General features: G+C 33.9%; 17 protein-coding genes. 5 read left to right on the forward strand and 12 right to left on the reverse strand.

What is annotated here, in order from left to right:
* Window positions 1-66 precede the first annotated feature (66 nt).
* A complete protein-coding gene (locus AC3Y25_RS03735; RefSeq protein WP_250835757.1) occupies window positions 67-654 on the forward strand; it encodes a DUF4142 domain-containing protein in 588 nt (195 codons plus the stop codon).
* A gap of 230 nt (window positions 655-884) precedes the next feature.
* Here AC3Y25_RS03735 and AC3Y25_RS03740 read toward each other — a convergent pair whose 3' ends face one another.
* From AC3Y25_RS03740 to galA, 5 genes are all read right to left on the reverse strand, one after another.
* Entirely contained in the window at window positions 885-1,868 is a 984-nt protein-coding gene (locus AC3Y25_RS03740; RefSeq protein WP_489901785.1) for an aldo/keto reductase, read from the reverse strand.
* Window positions 1,869-2,036: 168 nt separating this feature from the next.
* Window positions 2,037-3,089 (reverse strand): NAD(P)-dependent alcohol dehydrogenase, encoded by a 1,053-nt coding sequence (locus AC3Y25_RS03745; protein ID WP_489901786.1) that lies wholly within the window; start codon window positions 3,087-3,089, stop codon window positions 2,037-2,039.
* 228 nt (window positions 3,090-3,317) lie between these two features.
* Window positions 3,318-3,725 (reverse strand): cupin domain-containing protein, encoded by a 408-nt coding sequence (locus AC3Y25_RS03750; protein WP_095927619.1) that lies wholly within the window; start codon window positions 3,723-3,725, stop codon window positions 3,318-3,320.
* A gap of 309 nt (window positions 3,726-4,034) precedes the next feature.
* On the reverse strand, window positions 4,035-4,904 hold the full coding sequence (locus AC3Y25_RS03755) for a helix-turn-helix domain-containing protein (protein WP_489901787.1): 870 nt from the start codon (window positions 4,902-4,904) through the stop codon (window positions 4,035-4,037).
* Between the two features lie 405 nt (window positions 4,905-5,309).
* Complete coding sequence (gene galA, locus AC3Y25_RS03760) at window positions 5,310-8,132, reverse strand: beta-galactosidase GalA (protein WP_489901788.1); 2,823 nt, start codon at window positions 8,130-8,132, stop codon at window positions 5,310-5,312.
* A 213-nt stretch (window positions 8,133-8,345) separates the two neighbouring features.
* On the opposite strand from galA, the gene AC3Y25_RS03765 reads away from it, so the two are divergent.
* A complete protein-coding gene (locus AC3Y25_RS03765; protein ID WP_095927623.1) occupies window positions 8,346-8,726 on the forward strand; it encodes a hypothetical protein in 381 nt (126 codons plus the stop codon).
* Between the two features lie 142 nt (window positions 8,727-8,868).
* Here the strand turns inward: AC3Y25_RS03765 and AC3Y25_RS03770 are convergent, their stop codons facing one another.
* Entirely contained in the window at window positions 8,869-9,363 is a 495-nt protein-coding gene (locus AC3Y25_RS03770; RefSeq protein ID WP_489901789.1) for a TlpA family protein disulfide reductase, read from the reverse strand.
* 369 nt (window positions 9,364-9,732) lie between these two features.
* Here AC3Y25_RS03770 and AC3Y25_RS03775 point away from each other — a divergent pair, with 369 nt between their 5' ends.
* The 3 genes from AC3Y25_RS03775 (at window position 9,733) to tyrS (ending at window position 12,736) form a co-directional block, all read left to right on the forward strand.
* Window positions 9,733-10,035: an ArsR/SmtB family transcription factor gene (locus AC3Y25_RS03775; protein ID WP_091496855.1), complete on the forward strand. Its 303-nt coding sequence runs from the start codon at window positions 9,733-9,735 to the stop codon at window positions 10,033-10,035.
* 7 nt (window positions 10,036-10,042) lie between these two features.
* A complete protein-coding gene (locus AC3Y25_RS03780) occupies window positions 10,043-11,149 on the forward strand; it encodes an NADH:flavin oxidoreductase (protein WP_489901790.1) in 1,107 nt (368 codons plus the stop codon).
* A 384-nt stretch (window positions 11,150-11,533) separates the two neighbouring features.
* Window positions 11,534-12,736 carry a tyrosine--tRNA ligase gene (tyrS, locus tag AC3Y25_RS03785; RefSeq protein WP_489901791.1) on the forward strand — a complete coding sequence of 401 codons (1,203 nt, stop codon included), beginning with the start codon at window positions 11,534-11,536 and terminating at the stop codon, window positions 12,734-12,736.
* Between the two features lie 297 nt (window positions 12,737-13,033).
* Here the strand turns inward: tyrS and AC3Y25_RS03790 are convergent, their stop codons facing one another.
* The 6 genes from AC3Y25_RS03790 to AC3Y25_RS03815 all read right to left on the reverse strand — a co-directional run bounded on the left by AC3Y25_RS03790 (window position 13,034) and on the right by AC3Y25_RS03815 (window position 22,332).
* On the reverse strand, window positions 13,034-13,534 hold the full coding sequence (locus tag AC3Y25_RS03790) for a hypothetical protein (protein ID WP_489901792.1): 501 nt from the start codon (window positions 13,532-13,534) through the stop codon (window positions 13,034-13,036).
* 154 nt (window positions 13,535-13,688) lie between these two features.
* Window positions 13,689-14,831, reverse strand: coding sequence for an acyltransferase family protein (locus tag AC3Y25_RS03795; RefSeq protein ID WP_489901793.1), 1,143 nt, complete (start codon window positions 14,829-14,831; stop codon window positions 13,689-13,691).
* Between the two features lie 111 nt (window positions 14,832-14,942).
* Window positions 14,943-15,590 (reverse strand): DUF1349 domain-containing protein, encoded by a 648-nt coding sequence (locus tag AC3Y25_RS03800; protein WP_250835748.1) that lies wholly within the window; start codon window positions 15,588-15,590, stop codon window positions 14,943-14,945.
* 204 nt (window positions 15,591-15,794) lie between these two features.
* Window positions 15,795-18,011 (reverse strand): glycoside hydrolase family 3 C-terminal domain-containing protein, encoded by a 2,217-nt coding sequence (locus tag AC3Y25_RS03805; protein WP_489901794.1) that lies wholly within the window; start codon window positions 18,009-18,011, stop codon window positions 15,795-15,797.
* Window positions 18,012-18,215: 204 nt separating this feature from the next.
* Entirely contained in the window at window positions 18,216-19,856 is a 1,641-nt protein-coding gene (susR, locus tag AC3Y25_RS03810; protein WP_489901795.1) for a SusR family glycan utilization regulator, read from the reverse strand.
* Window positions 19,857-20,073: 217 nt separating this feature from the next.
* On the reverse strand, window positions 20,074-22,332 hold the full coding sequence (locus tag AC3Y25_RS03815) for an acyl-CoA dehydrogenase family protein (protein ID WP_489901796.1): 2,259 nt from the start codon (window positions 22,330-22,332) through the stop codon (window positions 20,074-20,076).
* Window positions 22,333-22,417: the final 85 nt, after the last annotated feature.

Genomic DNA, 22,417 nt, shown 5'->3' on the forward strand with positions numbered 1-22,417 from the left:
AATCCTGTAAGACATTCCTGTATGTTCTTAATAATTTTACATCATAACATTTAAACTATTAAAATCATGAAAAAGTTATTATTAGCCGGAAAAGCCATTTTAGGAGCAGGACTTATTATATTATTCCTTCAATCTTGCAAAAACGAAACTAAACAAGAAGATCCAAAAGAAGTTGCAGAAGATGCAAATGAAGCGAAATTTGATTCTATTGACAGCAAAGAAGATGATTCTGAATTTTTAGTAGATCAAGCTGAAATTAATTTAGCTGAAATCGAAATCGGTAAACTGGCACAAACAAAAAGTACAAACCCTGAAGTGAAAAAATTTGGTAAAATGCTTGTTGATGAGCACACTAAATCGGCTTCTGAAGTGAGTGCTTTAGCAAAGGCGAAAAACTTTACTCTACCAACTTCTCTAACTGAAGAAGGTCAAGAGGAATACAATAAACTAAACGAAAAAACGGGAGTTGATTTCGATAAAAAATTTGCAGACATGATGATTGATGGTCACGAAAAAGCGATCAAAAAACTTCAAGATGCAACAAAAGATGCCGTTGACCAAGATGTAAAAACTTGGGCTTCTAACAATATTGCAGGTTTAACAGCGCATTTAGAGCACGCTAAATTGCTAAAACAAAACCTAGACAAAAAGTAAAAATGAGTTAAGACGCTAAGATTCTAAGGTCCTGAGATTCTAAGTTAAATTATCTAAGAACCTCAAATCTTTGCTAAAAAAACCCCTCAAGAGTTGAATTGCTTGAGGGGTTTGTTTTTTTTTTTAGATTCTAAGATGCTAAGTTTCTGAGATTCTAAGTTTTCTGTTAGTTGCTTAGTAACTTAGCATCTTAGAATCTCAGAAACTTAGAATCTTAGCATCTCAGAAACTTACTTTCCAGCTATCTTCTGCAGATGTTCTGGGTATCTTGATCCTTCAATTGTTATTTTTGAAGCTGCATTTTCGATTTCTGCTAGATCTTTTGCAGAAAGCACTAAATCTGTTGCTCCAAGGTTTTCTTCCAAACGATGCAGTTTGGTTGTTCCTGGAATTGGTGCTATCCAAGGTTTTTGAGCCAAAATCCATGCAAGCGCTACTTGTGCGTTTGTTGCTCCTTTATCAGAAGCAATTTTAGATAATAAATCTACCAAAGCTTGATTCACTTTTCGGGCTTCTGGTGTGAAACGCGGAAGTGTATTTCTAAAATCTGTACTGTCAAATTGCGTGTTTTCATCAATTTTAGCCGTTAGAAAACCTCTTCCTAGCGGACTAAATGGCACGAAACCAATTCCTAATTCTTCTAATAGCGGAAAAATTTCTTCTTCTGGAGTTCTCCACCAAAGAGAATACTCACTCTGAAGTGCTGTTACAGGATGAACCGCATGTGCACGTCGAATACTTTCTACGCCTGCTTCTGAAAGTCCAAAATGTTTTACTTTTCCTTCCTGAATTAAATCCTTTATAGTTCCTGCAACGTCTTCCATAGGAACATTTGGATCAACACGATGTTGGTAATATAAGTCGATTACATCTGTGCTTAATCTTTTTAAGGAACCTTCAATGCTTTTTCTAATCCATTCTGGACGGCTGTCTAACCCTTTTTTAGAATCACCTTCCAAAAAACCAAATTTTGTCGCAATTACAACTTTATCGCGAAAAGGCGATAATGCCTCTCCCAATAACTCTTCGTTCAAAAATGGTCCGTAACATTCTGCCGTATCAAAAAAAGTAATTCCTTTTTCGTAAGCAGAACGCAACAAACTTATCATTTCTTTTTTATCATGGGCTGGCCCGTAGCCAAAACTCATTCCCATGCAACCCAGTCCCAACGCGGAGACTTCTAAGCTGCTATTTCCTAGTTTTCTTGTTTGCATGTTTTTTTTTAAAGTTTCTAAGATGCTGAGACGCTAAGGTTCTAAGTTTTTTTCTCTTTAATCCTTTTAATCTCTACTCCTTGTTTTTTTACATAATTTCTAAATTAGCCAAGATTCTAAGCACTAAGGAGAAAACTTAGTATCTTAGAATCTTAGCAACTTAGCATCTTATTTAAGCGACTCCATATCAATTACAAAACGGTATTTAACATCTCCTTTTAGTAATCTTTCGTAGGCATCATTAACATCATTTACACCGATTACTTCTACATCTGATGTGATATTATGTTCGGCACAGAAATCTAGCATTTCCTGAGTTTCAGCGATTCCTCCTATTAGAGATCCTGAGAAACTTCTTCTCCCTAAAATAAGACTGAAAGAAGTTACAGGAAGCGGATCCATTGGCGCTCCAACTAAAGTTAATGTTCCGTCTACTTTCAATAAATTTAAATACGAATCAATACTGTGTTCTGCAGAAACGCAGTCTAAAATGAAGTTTAAACTTCTAGCATGTGCTGCCATCTGCGCTTCATCTGTAGACAATACAACCTCATCTGCTCCAAGACGTTTTGCGTCTTCTGTTTTAGATAAAGATGTAGTAAAAACCACTACATGAGCACCCATAGCTTTTGCTATTTTTATTCCCATATGGCCAAGACCGCCAATACCTACAATTCCAACTTTTTGACCAGGACCAACTTTCCAATGTTTTAATGGTGAATAACTTGTAATTCCTGCACACAATAATGGTGCAACAGCAGAAAGTTCTAGTTTATCTGAAATATGGAGTACAAAGCTCTCATCAACTACAATACTTTGAGAGTAACCTCCATAAGTTTGTCCTCCTAAATGTTTGTCAGGCGAATTAAATGTTTGAATATTTCCTTCATCACAAAATTGCTCTAAATCATTTTTACAGTGTTCACATTCTCTACAAGAATCAACCAAACATCCCACTCCTGCCAAATCGCCAACTTTAAAACCTTTTACGTGATCTCCAACTTTTGTTACACGACCTACAATTTCATGTCCAGGAACAATTGGATAAATTGTGCCATGCCATTCATTTCTAGCTGAGTGTAAATCTGAATGACAGATTCCGCAATACAAAATTTCGATTTCTACATCGTGTGCCTGTACTGCTCTTCTTTGAATATCTAGGGTCTTTAACGGTGCTTCGGCAGCTTCGGTACCAAAGGCTTTAATGTTTTTTGTTTCCATAATTTATTTGTTGTTTTTTTGTTTCAAGTTTCAAGTTTTAAAACTGTTGAAAAAAGGCATAGAGAATCTACCAAATCATATTGATTTACAAATAGTTATATAAATTTCGATTATTTTTACCTAATCAAAAAATATAATCTGTTATAAATCAGTAAAATCTGCGTAAAAAAAACTTAGAATCTCAGAATCTCAGAATCTTAGAATCTTAGAACCTAAGCATCTTAGAATCTAGCATCTTTCAAAAGAATAATATTCTTCATCGGTAACGCTTTCCAGCCAAGTTCCATGACCTTTATCTATTTCTGTTACAATGGTAATATGAGAATATTTTGTCGTTGGTGTTGCTCCGTACCAATGCTCAATTCCAGGTAAAACCGTGATTACTTTGCCTTTTTCGATAAGATTAATTTGTCCGCCTCTTTCTTGATAATAGCCAACTCCATCTGTTACAATAATCAACTGCAGACTAGCGTTACTGTGCCAATTACTTCTTGCTCCGGGTTCAAAAGAAATATCTTTGATAACAGTATTTTCAGGATGAATTTCGCTTGTCTGCTTTTTATATGACACTTCGCCTGTCATATAAGTATTTGGAATTTTACCTTCTTCGGTTACGGCAGTGAAATGTGTCGACATAATTTCGTTGTTTTTAGGTTAATAATTAATTTTTAAATTCTTATAAGCTTATTTGAATGAAATAATCAGTACATCGAATCTCTTGATAGAAGGAGATTTTGATTTTAATTAATACTTTAAAAAAATTTATATTTTTCTATTATCAAAATTTAAAACTAAATGTAAAGCGGAGCATGCTTTTGTGAAGTGTTATTTAGTCATTAAAAAAACTGATACAAAGATTCGTTGTTTATTTCAGGGCAAATGTAGTGCAATACTATAATGCCGAAATAACAATATTCAAACAAAAAATTAAGAAATTGAAACAATTTACATTCGAAGTGATTTCGGAACCGTTCCCGTAAGTCTTTTAAAATAATTATTGAAATAACTCGGGTATTCAAATCCAAGCGAATAACCAATATCAGAAATACTCCAATCTGTGTGCTGCAATAAAGCTTTTGCTTCATTAACAACTCTCTCTGTAATATGTGCCGTAGTTGGTTTTCCTGTAACTTCTTTTACTGAACGGTTTAAATGATTTACATGAACAGAAAGGCTCTGTGCGTAATCTTGAGGAGTTTTTAAAGCTAACGGCTGATCTTTGGTTTCTATTGGAAATTGTCTTTCTAATAATTCTAAAAACAAAGAAGTAATTCTCGAAGAAGCATTTTTATGTTTAAAGAAGTTCTCTGAAGGCTGCATTTTCATCGATTCATGAATAATCAAATTGACATAACTGCGCATTAAATCGTCTTTGAAAGCATAATCGGTTTCGTATTCTTCGATCATTTTTTGGAATAACGAATCAATAAATACCTTTTGTTCAGGAGTTAAAGTAAAAATTGGAGTTCCTCCTATTTTAAACAAAGGCGATTCCTGAAGTGTTTCAGAACGGTCTTTGGTTTTAAAAAATTCTTCGGTAAAAACGCAGGCATAACCTTCGAATTTCTCAGAAATAGTTTCCCAAGAATATGGAATAATCGGATTCCCGAAAAACAGAATCGTTCCGTCGGTTTCTATTCCGCGGTCGGCGTATTGTATGATACTTTTACTAGTATTAATACAGATTTTATAAAAATCTCTTCGGCTGTAAACGGGAACTTTACTGAAATCTCCATTTATAGGATAAACTTTAAAACCTTTCATCTTCAAATCTGAAGTGAAATCGCAATTCTGTATTTCTGTTTGATTATTCATTTTGCAAAGTTATGAAAATCAAACATTATTCTTTTGTTAATTTTTTGTTTCAGGTTTCAGGTTTTTGGAATTAAACGCGAAGAGCGCGAAGAATTACGCAAGGTTCGCTAAGTTTTTTTTTGAGATAGAAATGCTCGCAAAGACGCTAAGGCGCAAAGTTTTCTTTTAATTGCCTCCAGCTTTAGCTGGAGGTTTAAAGAGTTAAGTCGAAAAAGGCTTTAGCCAAACTGCGAATAGTTTGGCTAAAGCCTTTTTTAACTATATTATTTTTACATCCAGCTAAAGCTAGATGCAATTCATACATTCAAATTAAAAAGGAAAACTTTGCGCCTTAGCGTCTTTGCGAGATTTTATTTTTTTTAGCGTCCTTTGCGTAAATCTTAGCGTGCCTTGCAGTTAAAAAAACTACTTCACCACAATCACACCATTCTTTAATCCTTTCCCAGAAGCAGATAAAACCACTTCTTTGGCGTTTTCTTCTTTTTGAATGATAATTTGAGCATAGCCATTAAAAAGCTTTCTCTTCCAAGATTCTGCTGGTGTAATTACTTGAATAATTCCGGGATCGGTATTCATAACATCCCAGTCTTTTACTTTTTGTAAAGGCGTTGCTGCAATGTGAATGGTGTTTTTTCCTTCTTTTAAAATAGCCGAATTCAAAACATATTTTTGAGAATCATCTTTACTTGGCTCAACTTTATTTCCGTTCACGAAAACCACTTTTTCAACTCCTATTTTTTTGTAAAAGAAACTCACAACATTTGAAGCGGAGTTGTTCTTCAAATCAAATTCTCCTTTATAAATATAAGACGGAGCTTGCTTTTTATAATCACGATCTTTAAATGCTTCTATCCATTCCTTTTCTGAATAATTAGACAATTCCTGAGGCAGAGAGGCAGTTGTTGCTTTTTGCTCCATAAAATTACTTATAGCAATTAAAGCGATATCATCAATAAATTGATCGCTTTCTAATGAAGTTGGATCTCCATTTCCTACTCCTAAAATTCTACCGCCTTTGATCGAAAACATAATTTCATCGTTTGCTGTCGGAACGTGCAAGCCATTTTTATCTGTAGTTTCAACCGTTAAAACAGAAACATTTCCTTTCAAAACGTTTTCTTTATCCAAAGATAATTTGATGTTTTCTGATTTTCCAGTCGTTTTTTGAACATCAGAAAGTACTTTTTTACCGTTTTTATATCCAACAGCTTCTAGAGTTCCAGGCGCGTAATTTACTTTCCATTCCAAATGCCCGTTTTGTTCCATTTTCTTTTTTCCGAGGCTTTTTTTGTTCAGAAAAAGCTCTACTTCATCACAGTTCGAATACGCCCAGACATCAATTTCTTTGCCTTCCATTCCACTCCAATTCCAATGTGGCAGTAAATGCAAAATGGGTTCTTTTCCCCACCAAGATTTCAAATAGAAAACATTGTCTTTCGGAAAACCGCAAACGTCCATCATTCCGAAATAAGAAGTTACAGAAGGCCAGCCATAAGGAGTTGGTTCTCCACGATAATCAAAGCCCGTCCAGATAAACATTCCTGCCAGATAAGGTCGTTCAGCATAAAACTTCCAGCCTTCTTCTATACTATAAAAAGTTGGTCGAGGCTTTTTATCATATGCACTTTTATAATGTTTGGCATCGTCTGTAAAATAAATTCCACGCGTTGCAAAAGTCGAACCTTCCTCTGTTCCCATTCCTGGCTGTTGCTTAAACTGATTTCTATGCGCATCAATATCTCCATTTCCGAGATAATTATATCCCATAATTTCTACAACAGAAGAAATTCCACTTTTAAATCCGCTGCTGATTCCTACTGTTACAGGTCGTGTCGGATCGATACTTTTACTGAAATCCTGCATGATATTGGTAATTCTTTCACCCGTAATCCCACCCTCAATCTGCCATTCTTCATTTCCAACTGACCAGCAGAAAATACTCGGATGATTGCGATCTCGTTCCATCATTCGCTGTAAATCATTCAAATGATACTCATTGATTCCCATTAGACGGGTTTCGTCAATAACCAGCATTCCTAATTTATCGCAAGCATCCAGCAATTCAGGCGTTGGCGGATGATGTGAACAGCGATAGGCATTCGCTCCCATTTCTTTCAATTTTGCAATTCTATAATACTGAATTTCATCTGGAAGTGCTGTTCCGATTCCTGCGTGATCCTGATGATTGTTTGTTCCTTTCAGTTTTATGTGTTTTCCGTTAAGCAAAAAACCATTTTCTGGATTAAATTCAATCGTTCTAATTCCAAAAGAGGTTTTATAGCTGTCAATTACTTCTCCATCCTTTTTTATTTCAGTAATTAACTGATATAAATTAGGCGAATCAATATCCCACAAAAGCGGATTTTTGACATTCAATTTTGATGAATAAGCATTTGTTTTATAAAACTCTGGAGCTGTAACATTTTCAGAATTTGTAGCAACCTGTTTTCCAGAAGCGTCCAAAATAATTTGATTTATTTCTACATTTCCTTTAAAATGACCTTTGTTTTCCAATTTAACTTCTGCAGTAATTAAAGCATTATCCTTTGAAATTTCTGATGTAACATAAGTTCCGTTTTGCTTCACATGCAGTGGATTTGTTTTCTGAAGATAAACATGTCTATAAATTCCGGCACCTTCATAAAACCAGCCTTCTTCCATCGAAGCATCTACACGCACTACAATTGTATTTTCTCCTCCATAATTAACATAAGCCGACACATCATATTCAAAACCATTATAACCGCTTTCTTCGGTTCCTAAATAAAATCCGTTAAAAAAGACTTTTGAATTTCTAAAAACGCCATCAAATTTCAGAGAAATAATTTTCCCTAAATCTTCATTCGGAATATTTATTTTTTTTCGGTACCAGCCAATACTTTTCTCTGGGAAATTTTTGCCTGCTGATTTGAATCCGTGGCTGAAACTTGCATTTTCGCTAAAAGGCTGTTCAACTGCCCAGTCATGCGGCAAATCCAATCTTCTCCAAGCACGATCGTCAAATCCAGAAGCTGCTGGCCCATCACCAAATCCTGTTTTGGTTAAATACGAAAAATAACCTTCTGCATGACCGAAATCTCTTTTGGTATCGTATTGATGACCAAATGAAAAGCTCCAATCTTTATCGATTAAAACAAGCGCTCTCCCTGATCTATTTTGTGCTAGTAAATGGAATGAACATAGAAGAAAAAAACAGAAAATTGTCTTTTGGACGAAAGTGGTTTTCATAAGTTTGGTTTGTTAGTAAAATCAGATAGCGATAAAAATAAAGTTTTTAGAGAAGAAACATTAATAGTATTTTATCAAAATATGATAACTCATTCATAACAAATGTTTCTAGAATAGACTTTCAAAATTTAGAATGAATCTAATGGCTTCAGATTCAAAAATTATTTTCTTTTAATGTAATTTTATATTGAAATCTTAAAAAGCAATTCTACTATGAGTACTATTATGAATGAAAATAGACTCCAAACGACTTTCAAAAACCTTGATCATAAGATTAATAAACTTAATGATCAAAAGATTGTAGCTTTTTTTGAATCTTTAGGATTATTAGAAAGAAAAGACGTTCCGAAAGACTTTTTGAACTGGGAAAACATATTAATTGTGGTTCCCAATCGACATGTTTCTCACGAACTGAAATACTATAAATATACCATTTCAAGAATTTCATTCTTAACAAATCCTTACGCAGATCAAATTCATATTTTTGATCTCAAAGATTGGAAAAGCGCATCGGGAAACAAAACGCAGTTTCAAATAAGAGAAATGCTGAAAACGAGTTTTGGAGGTGTAAAAAAAGTGATTAAAGAGTCTTAAAAATTAAAAGCCCAATATTATCGATTGGGCTTTTTTGTTTTTTAACCGCAAAGAGCGCTAAGGTTTACGCTAAGCACGCTAAAAATTTAAAAACTTTGCGAACCTTGCGTAAACCTTAGCGCTCTTTGCGGTTAAAGAAAATCTATTGAACCTCTAAAAGCTCTTTAATTTTAGCCTCTAAAGCTGGTCCGTGAATGTTTTTTGCTAAAATAATTCCGTTTTTATCAATTAAAAAATTCAATGGAATAGATTGCAGCATATAATCTCCAATAACTGGAGATTGCCAGTATTTTAAATCACTCACATTTGTCCAAGGCAGTTTTGCCTTTGCGATTGCTCCTGTCCATAATGGCTTTTTGGTATCCATAGAAACTCCGTAAATTGATAGTTTGTCTGGATACGTATTGTGCAGTTTTATTAATAGAGGCTGCTCTTTAATGCAAGGTCCGCACCAAGAAGCCCAAAAGTCTACTAAAACTAAAGTTCCTCTTAAAGAAGAAAGTGCAACTTTCTCTCCTTTTGTATTCGGAAGATCAATTTCTGGAGCAATGTCTCCAACATCTACACCTACAACTTGAGCTTTAGAACTGGTAATTACACAACACAAGAACGCTACGATAAGTAAAGTTTTTTTCATAATGATTAAGTTTTATTTATTCCGGGATCGTTTTAATCTCGCAAAGTCGCAGAGTCGCAAAGTTTTTAGTTATAACAATTGAATTGCCTCCAGCTTTAGCTGGAGGTTCATAAATACAAACTCACAAGGCTTTAGCCAAATCTATATTTTTGGCTAAAGCCTTTTTTATAACCTCCTTATTACCTCCAGCTAAAGCTGGAGGCAATTCAAAAAATACCTTTGCGACTCTGTGACTTTGCGAGATTAATACATTAGCAAATATAAATTTTCTTTATTAAAATCTTCTTCATTTGTACTCCCCAGTCATAAAATTATCCTAAATATTTTTCTTTAAATCCATATATCGGGAAAAGTCGATATATTTGCACCATGGAAACGATAGAAATTTTTAAAGCATTATCGAACAAATCCAGACTACAAATGCTGGAATGGTTAAAAGAGCCCGAAATTAATTTTCCGGGACAGCTTGAGCATGCCGGATTTGAGCATGGTGTCTGCGTTGGGCAGATTCAGGCCAAAGCTGGTTTGACACAATCCACAGTATCCGAATACCTGTCTATTTTACAGCGCGCTGGTTTTATCGAGGCCAAACGTGTTGGACAATGGACTTATTATAAACGTAACGAAGGTGCCTTTGAAGCACTCAGTAAATTAATTCAATCTAATTTGTAAAATTACTATGAGTACAAACAACCTATTTTCAGAATTTAATCTAAAATCATTAAATCTGAAAAACCGAATCGTAATGGCGCCAATGACGCGCTCTTTTTCTCCTAATGGAGTTCCAACTGACGAAGTCGCAGCTTACTACCAAAAAAGAGCTGAAGGCGAAGTTGGTTTAATTTTATCTGAAGGAACTGTTATTGACAGAAAATCTTCTTCTAATGATGCCAATGTTCCTCACTTTTATGGCGATTTAGCTTTAAACGGATGGAAAAAAGTGATTGACGAAGTTCATGCTGCGGGTGGAAAAATGGGTCCGCAGATTTGGCACATGGGAATTATGGACAACCACCATTCTGGATGGGTTCCGCCAGTTCCATTTGAAGGTCCGTCTGGATTAAACCGTCCTGATTTTAGAAATGGTGTTGCCATGACTGAAAAAGATATTGAAGATACTATTCTTGCTTTTGGAAAAGCTGCTGCTGATGCAAAAAGATTAGGCTTTGACACTATTGAAATTCACGGAGCACACGGTTATTTAATTGACCAATTCTTTAGAGCTGAAACCAATTTGCGTGAAGATATTTATGGAGGAAAAACACTTCCTGAGCGTAATCGTTTTGCTATTGAAGTAATTAAAGAAGTGAGAAAGCAAGTTGGAAATGACTTTGCTGTGATTATGCGTTTTTCTCAATTTAAACCTTCTGATTATAATTATAAACTGGCTAAGAATCCACAGGAATTAGAAGCTTGGCTTACTCCTCTTGTTGATGCTGGTGTTGATATTATTCACGCTTCGCAACGTCGTTTCTGGGAACCAGAATTTGAAGGTTCTGATTTAAACTTTGCTGGATGGGCTAAAAAAGTAACGGGAGCGCCAACTATCACAGTAGGTTCTGTTGGACTTTCTGGTGATTTCTTTGGTGCATTTGCAGGAGAAAGTTCGCAACCGACTTCTTTAGAAGAATTAAACAGACGTTTCGACAGAGGTGATTTTGATTTGGTTGCCGTTGGAAGACCTCTTTTATCAGATCCAAATTGGGTTGCTAAAATCAAAGCAGGAAAAACTGAAGAATTAAAAGGATTTACTAAAGAAGCTCTAAGCCAATTGGTTTTAGAATAATTTTTTTAAGTTACAAAGGTTCAAAGGGACAAAGTTTTTCCTTTGAACCTTTTTTATTTTCTAAAATATTAAGGGATAAATAGAATATTTATCTTTTCTTTCTCTGCTAAGGTTTATCCTTTTCAAGCATTTAATGATATTTTGTTTAAAATGATTAAAATATGATGCCATTTTAATACATAAAATTTATCTTTGCAGTCGATATGAAATTCTTGAACAGCATATTACGCCTTCCTTTTTTCAGCACTTATTATTATGCAATAATATCTGCTCGGATAGGCTATGCATATAATTCAACGTATTCACGACTATAAATTAAATAGATAAATTATATAAACCTTAAAGCCCGGGCATTACGTCCGGGCTTTTTTATTTTCAAAAAAAATGGAAACAATTGAAAAATTAAAACAAAATGCCGCCATCTTTCTTCCCGAAAATGGCTTAGAAGAAAAAATCAATCAGGCTGAAAAAGAAAACAGAAAACTAATTATCAAACTAGGTTTTGACCCAACTGCTCCAGATTTGCATTTGGGACATGCAGTTGTCTTGAAAAAGTTGAAACAATTTCAAGATTTAGGGCATCAAATCGTAATCGTTGTGGGAAGTTTTACCGCAAGAATTGGTGATCCGACGGGAAAAAATAAAAGCCGAAAACCTCTTAGCATTGAAGAAGTTAAGCATAATGCAGAAACCTACATTTCGCAATTATCTAAAATTATTGATATTGAAAAAGCTAAAATTGTTTTTAATTCAGAATGGCTCGATGAACTTTCTTTTTCTGAAGTGATTCAGATTATGTCCAATGTGACGGTCGCTCAATTGATGCATAGAAATGATTTTAATAAACGATTTACAGAAAATACCCCAATTGCCATGCACGAACTGGTTTACCCAATTTTACAAGGTTTTGATTCGGTTAAAATTAATGCTGATATCGAAATGGGCGGAACAGATCAATTGTTCAACTGTACAATGGGAAGGCAATTGCAGGAGAGTTTTAAACTTTCAGGACAAATTGTGATGTGTATGCCTTTACTGAAAGGATTGGATGGAAAAGAAAAAATGAGTAAATCGCTTCATAATACAATCGGATTGATTGATGAACCGAATGAAATGTTTGGCAAAACCATGTCGATTCCTGACGCTCTTATTCTTGAGTTTTTAGAATTGACAACCGATTTTTCATTTGAAGAAAAAGAAGAAATCAAGAAAAGATTAGAGAATGAAAATCCGATGAATATTAAAAAACTGATTGCCAAAAATATCATTTGCCAATACCATAATCAAACTGAAGCGGAACAAGCAGAACAATTTTTTATTAATCAATTTCAAAGTAAAAATGCCGAAACCAAATCGTTTGTTCCTATTTCAATTTCTTCTTTAGAAAGCAAAACCAATGAAATTGCATTAATTGACCTTTGTGCATTTATAAAAAACGATATTACAAAATCAGCAAACAGAAGATTGATTGAAAGTGGTGCGGTTCAGATTAATAATGAAAAAATTATCGATCCGTATGAATTGATTTCATTAAAAAAAGAGACCAAAATTAAGATTGGAAAACGAAATTTTTATGAGTTAATTTAGGTTAAGCTATAAAGAGATAGAAATCCAAATTGGCAAAGGTTTTTCTTTTATTGTCTTTATTTATATCTGAAAAATAAAATGGTTTGACTAAAAAAAGACAATCTCTTTTTATCAGATATACTATTTATAGAGATTCAATAAGACAAATAAAAAAAGCTCCAACGGAGCGACATATCATTATAAATTGTAAAAAATATGTCACTCCTCCGGAGCTTTCTATTGTAAAATTTTATACTTTACTATAAATATTTCGCTTCTCCGAAGCTTACAAAAAGTCTTGCTTTTGAAACAAATATATTATTTATCATCATCATCCGAATTAAAAAAATCATTTGGATTAAATGGAATATCCTCATCTGGATCTTTATCATGTGCATTTACACCGGGCGGATTAAATAATCCCCAACTGTCTTTTATATAATTCCAAACATCAAAACTCGCCACCCAATCAATAAATAAAAAGCGAAATTCTTCAATTGTATTTCGTAACAGATAAATATAATCAGTATCTGTAATTCCATCCTCGTAACGAAGACTTCCTGCTTGCACATATAATTCTCTTGCCGCTTTTCTAATAATTGCAGCATTTTCCATTCTAAGATCATACAAATCACCAGCTTCTGCTCCAGCGATTTTAGCGGGAATAATCATAGCATTCTCCAACATAAATCGAACGATTGTTTCTTGCAGGAATTCATTCTCAGCTGGGATAATATGAACTAAACCTTCCGTTAACTTCAAAATCTGCTCTGCCTTTTGAAAAATGGGCATTTTGTGCGTTTCATCTAATCTTGACATTTCAAAATCATTTTAATCATTTAATCTGTGACTATTCTTTATTCTAAACTTAATAAATTTTCTTTTATAATCTAAAAAAGAAAGGGACAAACCATTAAAGTTTATCCCTTTCTACATTTGCAACTAACAAAAATTACAAACTCTAAAAAACTCATTATGCCTCTATTGGCTTTTTCTTTTTAAACTTATTTATAAGCCAATTTCTAACCGGCTCATCGTATAATTTTAAACATACAAAAGCTAGAATGATACTTACGATTAATACGCCGATTCCTTCCAAATAGCCATTTTCCATCGAAACTTTATTATCTACAACCCATGCTGTAAACCAATAAATTAAGGGATAATGTGTAATATAAATTGGGTATGAAATATCTCCGAGAAGTTTGCAAATCTTAAGTGAAAACTCATTTTTAATTTCTCCTCCTGCTCCAATTGCCACAATAATTGGGAAAATAAAAATAATACAGATTGATTCGTATAATCCATTGATCCAAAGACTGTTTTCGTCCCCAAATCTTGGCAAGGCTAAAACAATTGTGATTAAAATACTGCAAATCCAAAAAGCATTTTTTACATGAATTAATTTTCCTAAACGGCATAATAAAACTCCAGCAAAAAATGGATAAAGTAATCTTGTGAAACCAACATTCATTTGTTCCCAATTCAATGACCAGCCGCCGATTACATCTCCTTTTGGTCCAAAAACAGTATAATTAATTAACAGTCCGGCAAATATCAATACAAAAACTGACATTACTTTATTCGAAAATTTACGAAAGATTAAGGCGTACAAGATGTTTGCAATATATTCGAAAAAAAGCGACCATGCCGGACCATTTAAAGGATGCATTTCTCCCCAGCCTCTAATTTCTAATGAAGGCGGAATTGGCAATAAAGTAAAACCGATTACCATCGTCAAAATAACTTTCCAAACTTCCATACCTCCAATCATGGGAAACAATATATCTGAAGCTTGAAAGTAGTAAAATATGGCCCCAATAATCATCCCCATGATTACCATTGGCTGTAAACGGATCAATCGGCGTTTGTAAAACTCCCATTGTCCCATTTTCCCCCAACGATCATCATACGCATATGCGACAACAAATCCAGACAAAAGGAAAAAGAAATCAACAGCAAGATATCCGTGATTTATAATTTGTACAAAACGATTTCCGCCTGCGAAAGCTTCAAAAATATGAAAAGCAACTACCAAAATAGCCGCAACGCCACGCAGTCCGTCAAGAATTTCGTAATGTTTTTTTGGTTTAATATCAGATGAAATTGAACTCATTTGTTTTTGGTTTAAGTTAGGTTAGGTTTTAATTGTAGATTTTAGATTTTCTGCAATCTTAAAATTCAAAAATTAAGTTTGGAATTTGAAATTTTTAAATTGAAATTTAATCTACTGGTGGTTTTTCAGCCATTCCGCTCTTCTTTGATCTGGTAAATGTTTTACCGTAAAGTTCTCAAATTTGGCTTCAAAACCTTTTCCGTCTGGAGAAGCAGCCATTAAACCAACCATCACTGGCGTGTTGTCTTGCAAAGGTGCATTTCTAGTCATGATATAATTTTTATCATCAAAAGAATAGAATATTTCGACAGCATCTAATCGTCGCACGGCCTTAATCCAAATAAAAGGAGGCACTTTTTCTAAAGTTGTTACGCTCCAATCACTTTTCTCGTGTGTTACAACGGTGCTTATATTAAATTTTCCATCAACAAACTCTACTCCTGTTTTAATATAATTTTTTTCGTCAATGCGAATCATTAACCCCATTTGGTCAAAACGCGCAATGTAGTTTCCAGTCAATTTTACTTTTGCTTCAAATTCGCCCCCATAATTAGCATAGTAAAAAGGTGCATCATCAACTGTAAATCCGTAGTGTGAAATTCTCCAATAATCGCTGTTTGCTGTTACATTCATAATTAAAGCATTGTTTTTAATTTCCCATTTTTCAGGTTCATTAAACCATTGCATTTTATTCAGTGTCTGTGCTGAAATATTTTTCGCAAAAAATAAAGTCAATATTGCAATCGTAATTTTTTTCATATTGTTTCTTTTTTTTACCATTAAGATATTAAGAAAATTAAGTTTGACTTAATGAATCTAATCTTAATGCTTAAATATTAAGAAAATAAAGCTTCTCTTTATGTTTCTTAATGTCTTAATGGTGAATTTTTTAACCAAAAGCAAAGCTGCAAATTTTTACACTTGCAGCTTTACAAACCAACCAATTTTTAGAAATAAAAAAACTTATTTAAGTGAGAAATTCACTTTAGATTTTATATCTGTAGATGAAGCGCCAATAATCGCTTCAAAATCACCAGGTTCTGCAACCCAGTCATGTTTTTTATCGTCGAAGAAACTTAAAGCCGTTTTGTCAATTGTAAACGTTACTGTTTTTTCTTCTCCAGCTTTAAGAGCTACTTTCTCAAAACCTTTTAATTCTTTTACGGGACGTGGCAATGAAGATTTCACATCTGTGATATACAATTGTACTACTTCAGAACCTTCTCTGCTTCCTGTGTTTTTTACATTAACTGAGAATATAATTTTATCTCCAGCGTTCATTTGTTTTTTATCTGCTGTTACTTTTCCGTAAGCAAAAGTCGTGTAACTTAAACCGTGTCCAAAAGAGAATAAAGGTTTGATTTTGTTTTTATCTGCCCAACGGTAACCTACAAAAATTCCTTCATTGTATTTTACTGAATCGCCTCCTGGAAATTCGCCTAAAGCGTGAGCTCCGTTATCCGCTAATTTTACTGGGAAAGTAAAAGATAATTTTCCTGACGGATTCACATCTCCCACCAAAACATTTGCTAAAGCATTTCCTGCCTCAGTTCCTAAAAACCATCCTTGAACAATTCCTGGAACTTCTTTAATCCAAGGCATTGCCACTGCATTTCCAGAAATATTTACGAAAACAATGTTTTTGTTTACTTTCGCTAATTCGCTAATTAATTTATCCTGACCATAAGATAAATTCAATTCTTTACGATCATGTCCTTCATCATCTTGATTTGGACTTTTATTTAATCCTCCAATAAAAAGAACAATATCTGCATCTTTAGCAACTTTTAAAGCTTCTGCCGTTAATTCAGCCTGTGGACGTTTTTCTTCTAAACTTACTTTAGCTACAACGCCATTGTAGTTGCTTGTAGGATCTCCAACATAACCTCTTGCATAAACAATTTCAGCTTGATTTCCGATTCTTTTCTTTAAACCTTCTAGCGGAGTTATTTCATATCTAGCTTTAAGCGAAGAACTTCCTCCACCCACAGTCATCATTTTGATAGCATTTTCTCCAATTACAGCAATCTTTTTGGTTTTAGAAAGATTGATTGGAAGAATGTTATTGTTGTTTTGCAATAAAACAATTCCTTCTTCAGCAATTTTACGCCCAGCAATAGCGTGTTCTTCTGTTCCAAAAGAACCAAAAGGACGATTTCTATCCATTGTCGTCAAGAAAGACAAACGTAGAACACGACGTACTTTTTCGTCTAATTCTTTTGTTCCAATTTCTCCTTTTCTGATCATTTCAGAATATGGTTTTGCTAAGTAATAATTGTCATAAGCATTACTTGTTCCCCAAGAAAGTCCGTTTGTCCATGAACCAAATTCCATATCCAAACCATTGTGGATAGCTTGTTTAGTGTCATTAACTCCACCCCAATCTGAAACCACAACACCTTTGAAGCCCCACTCTCCACGAAGAATATCGTTTAACAAATATTCGTTATGGCAGCATTGCTGACCTTTGTATTTATTGTAAGCTCCCATAATCGACCAAACATCTCCTTCTTGAACTGCAGCTTTAAAAGCCGGAAGATAAATTTCGTACAATGCACGATCGTCAACAATTACATCAACCGAGTTACGATTGGTTTCTTGATTGTTTAAAGCGAAATGCTTTACGCAGGCAGCAACTCCATTGGACTGAACTCCTTTAATATAAGGAACAACCATTTTTGAAGCTAAAAACGGATCTTCGCCCATGTATTCGAAGTTACGTCCGTTTAATGGACTTCTATAAATGTTTACACCTGGCCCTAATAATACGTTTTTGTTACGGTAACGTGCTTCTTCTCCAATAGATTTACCATATAAAGAAGCCAATTCTTTGTTCCAAGTTGACGAAAGTGCCGTAAGTGCAGGAAAAGCAATACAAGAGTCGTTTGTCCATCCTGCCTGATCCCATTCGTCCCATTTTACCTCAGTACGAATTCCGTGTGGGCCATCGGTCATCCAGTTTTCTGGAATTCCAAGACGTTTTACACCTGGAGAACTAAATTTAGATTGCGCATGAATCATGGCAATTTTCTCTTCGGTAGTCATTCGTTTAAGCGCATCTTCTACACGCTCTTCAATCGGTTTTTTATCGTCTAGATAAACTGGAACTTTGTTCTGAGCATTCATTCCCGCAGAACTCAGTAAAAGTAAAACAACAATTGTTTTAACGTTTTTTAACATAACAGTAATAATTAAGCATTAGTTAGATAATATTATAAAGTCTATTATAAAAACTTTCTCTATCATATTGTAAAACTAAAACGTTATCGTACAAGTTACATTTTTAGATAGAAAAAAGTAGTGGTTTAAAAAATTAAAAAACTGATTTACAAATATTTAAAAGAAAAACTATAGTGAAAAAAGTAGTAGTTTTAAAATAAATATTTACGCTTTCAAAGCCATCGAACCAATTTTCATGACCATTTCTTCGAAATCATTTCGCGAAACGGCAGCCTTATTTCGAGCTCGTGTGCGGTAGTTGTAAATTGTGCTTAAAGAATAACGTAAAAATGCTGCAATTTTAACACTGTCAGTAATTCCAAGTCTGATTAAAGCAAAAATTCGAAGTTCTGTATTTAGCAATTCATTTTGTTTTAAAACAATCTGTTCTTCTGGAATCAATAAAGCATTAAAATCTTTAACGAATGTTGGATATAAATTCAGAAAGATAATATCAAAATTCTTGTACAATTCTTCTAACTCATTATCAACTAAAGTAGTTGACTTTAGAATTTTATAAATTTCATCGAATTGTTTTGCCGTTGCTTTTTTATTTAGAATAATGCGATAATTTTCCAATTTATTGATGTAAGTCGAACAAAGGTTGAAGAAATGCGCAATATATTCTTCTTTTACCAAATTAGATTCAGACAATTGCAGGTTGCTTTCCTGAAGTTGACTATTGGTTTCGGTAATATCTTTGTTTAATTCTGCCAATTTCTGACTGGTTTCAAAAAGTTCCGATTTAATTCTGGAAACCTTTTTCATCTGTACATACACATAAATAACCGCAACGATCAAAAACAGAGAAAGTAAACTGATGCAGAGTAAATAAATCTGCAATTCGCTTTTTCTCTGCGCTTCGCGCTCCTGATAAACGGTATTGATGATAGAATACACTTCTGACATCAATAAAGTTCTAAACTGTACATTGCAGTACAATGCATCTTCAATAGCAGATTGTGTGAGTTTATAAGCCATATCGACATCGCCAATTTCGTAAAAAACCAATGCCAATTCTTGCAATGAAGCATTGTCTTTATTGGCATTTTTAATGTCTGAAGTGGCAGAAAGCGCGTAATACTTTTTTCTCGATTCTAAATCATGTGTAGCTTCTGCAATTTTACCTAATAAATAAGTAATCATTGCATATTGTGGACTTTCTTCTTTTGTTTTTCCTAATAAAGCTAATAATTGTTTTCTAGGCTCATCAAATTTTTTATTGAAAATATCCTGCTGGATTCTGTTAATCTGATATTCTAAAGTATTCGGATTTAAAACACCCACTAACGAATCTCGATATTTGCCAATCTGATTTCTGTATTCCGGGCTATAACTGTTTGCGGCATAATGCTCGAAAAACTCGCGATAGGAAAAATAATAAATTGGAATCAAAGAAGGCGCTAGATTCTTCTTGTTGATACTTTTTAAAATTGCTTCAGATTCACGGTATTTTCCAGAAGAAGAATAAAGCGTTACTAATTGCAATTGCGCTAAATTAAAAAGCTCTTTATTCTTAAGTTCTTCGGCAATCTTGAGGTTCTTTTTTACATATTGAATAGCCGAATCAGAATTTAATTTCTGATATTCTAAATACAGTGTTTTATTATAATTGTACTCCTGCTCTTTCGTAAGATTATCAGATTTTATTTTCTTGAAGTTGGCAATTCTTTCTTCTTTAATCTTTACGTAATGCTGTTTGTTTTTAATCGCTTCGTTTAATTCTTTTAAAATACTATCTGTACTTTCCGATGCAAAAAGAGGAGAGTTTAGGATAAGAAATAAAAATAAGTAATATTTTTTCAAAGCGATTTTAATATAAAGGAATTACAAATATAACAAAGCGAAAATATAAAAAATGAATTATTTCAAGAGTGGTTATAATTAACCAAAAATAGAATTACAATCTTTATGATATAAATAATTTAGCAAACAGAATATTAATCCTATAAATAAATTTATAAAAGAAGAGCTTTATCAAAGATATAAACTTTGACAAAGCTCCTCTAAAATTATATAAAATCTAAAGCGCAATCGGCGCCGCTAAACAGCTTTCTGGAATATCAAAAGCATTTACAAGAGCCACAGCATCGGGACGAATATCCCAACAAAGCTGATTTACAATTTTGCGAACTGCTTTGGTTTTAACTGCTTCCATATAACCGTCTTCCAGATACCAAGCTTTATTTTTCTCGATTTGCGAAAGGGCATACAATTGATTCAATTTCGTCAAAATGGCTTTTGAAGATTCATCTTCAACTGCTTTTATGGCAAGTTGAAACTGCTCTAAAACTATTCTTTCTAAATAGGCCTGAGCTACATCAATCATTTGGTGCTGAACGACATTAAACGCATCGTAAGGTTCTAATCCACCATCGATTAATTTCTTGATGCGTCGTGCTGCCGAAGCCAAAATTGTTTTTTCTCTGTGAACGAATGCCTGAAGATGAAATTCACTATCTAACAAATGCTCCTCGTCTGTTCTTCGTGTAGCTATTGGGTTTTTCTCTGAAATAGCCGTTTTTGCGTTTTCATACACATAATTGATAATTCCTAACGACCCCATTTCTCCAAATGATTTTCTGAATTCTGCCAAACGGTTTTTAGCAACCAATTGCATCAAAACTGTATTATCTCCTTCAAAAGTTGTGTAAATTTCGGTATCGTTTTTAAGCGCATCAATTCTGTTTTCAGACAAATAACCTTTTCCTCCGCACGCTTCTCTGCATTCTTGCAGAATATCTCTCGTGCTCCAAGTAGAATACGATTTCATTCCGGCTGCTAAAGCTTCAATTTCTTGCATTTCGGCTTCAGTTTTGTTTAAAAATCTGTTGGTTAAGTATTGCAATGCAAAATGAACTGCATAAGTTTTAGCCAAATGTGGCAACAATCTGCGCTGGTGCATTCTGTAATTTAAAATTGGAACCTCAGATCCACCTTCTGGTCCAAATTGTCTTCTTTGGTCGCTGTAGCGAATGGCAATTGTTAGTCCCGATTTTGCAGCGGCTAAAGCCGAACGCGGAATCCCAATTCTTCCTCCAACCAAAGTTCCTAACATGGTGAAAAATCGTCTGTTATCACTCGGAATCGGACTTTCAAATTCGCCTTTATCATTTACAGAAGCAAAACGATCTAGCATATTGTCTTTCGGAATCACAACGTTATTAAAACTAATAGTTCCATTATCAACACCGTTTAATCCCATTTTATGACCACAATCGCCAATTGTTACTCCATTTACCACATTTCCATTTGGATCTCGCAACGGCACCACAAAAGCATTTACACCATAATCATGATCGTCTATAATTAATTTAGCAAAAACAGTTGCCATTTGTCCATGAACAGCTGCGTTTCCAATATATTCTTTTTGAGCGTTTTTATTGGGTGTATGAATGGTAAAAGTCTGATCGTTATGATTGTAAGTTGCTGTAGTTTCCAAACCTTTTACGTTCGATCCGTGATGTGTTTCAGTCATGGCAAAACAACCTGGAAGTTTCAGCGAACCAATATCTTTTAAATATTTAGCATAATGTTTTTCTGTTCCTAACGATTGGACGCTCATTCCCCAAAGTCCAAACTGAACACCAAATTTGATTACCAAACTCAAATCATGATAGCTCAACGTTTCCATAATCGCAAAATAATCGGCTATGTTTTCTCCTCCTCCATATTGTTTTGGGTACGCCATATTTCCCAGGTTTTCATCAGCTAGAATTTTGCACCATTTGTAAACGGTTTGTCTGAAAACATTAATATCGGTCGAAGTTTCATAAGCAAATTCAGGTCTTGAAATCACCGATTTTACTCTTTTGATTATGGCCGCTTCTTTTCCATCTAAAATTTGAGTGATTTTCTGAATATCAAAACTTGCGTCGGTATGAGAATTGGCCGTAAAAGAACCTGCTTTGGTTTTGAAGTTTTGAAGTGCTTCTTCTCCTAAAATTCCTAAATCATTTTCTAGTTTTTTGAAATCTGATTCGATTGGTGTTAAATCCAAATCGTTTCCTGAAAGTGCTTTCGCAATATCAAAAATCGACTTGATCGAAGATTTATCCTGAATACTTATTTCAATATCCAATTTCCATTGTGTGAGTTCATTTCGCGAAGGCGGATTCGAAATATCTAGTTTAGAAAGCAGATATTCTTTTTCTTCTTCAGATAAAACATTTAACGAATTTATAAACTCTTTTAAAGTTGCAAATTCTTTCTGAGTCAATAAATCATCTGACCACACTAAATAAAACAACGGAGTAAAGGCTTGAAGTTTGGTATTTTTCATATCAATAGTATTCGGTTTAGAAATAGTTTTTTTTAGCCACGAATTCACGATTTTTTTAATCTAGTTTTTTTTAAAATAATTCGTG

The organism is Flavobacterium sp. LK-23 (assembly GCF_058135255.1).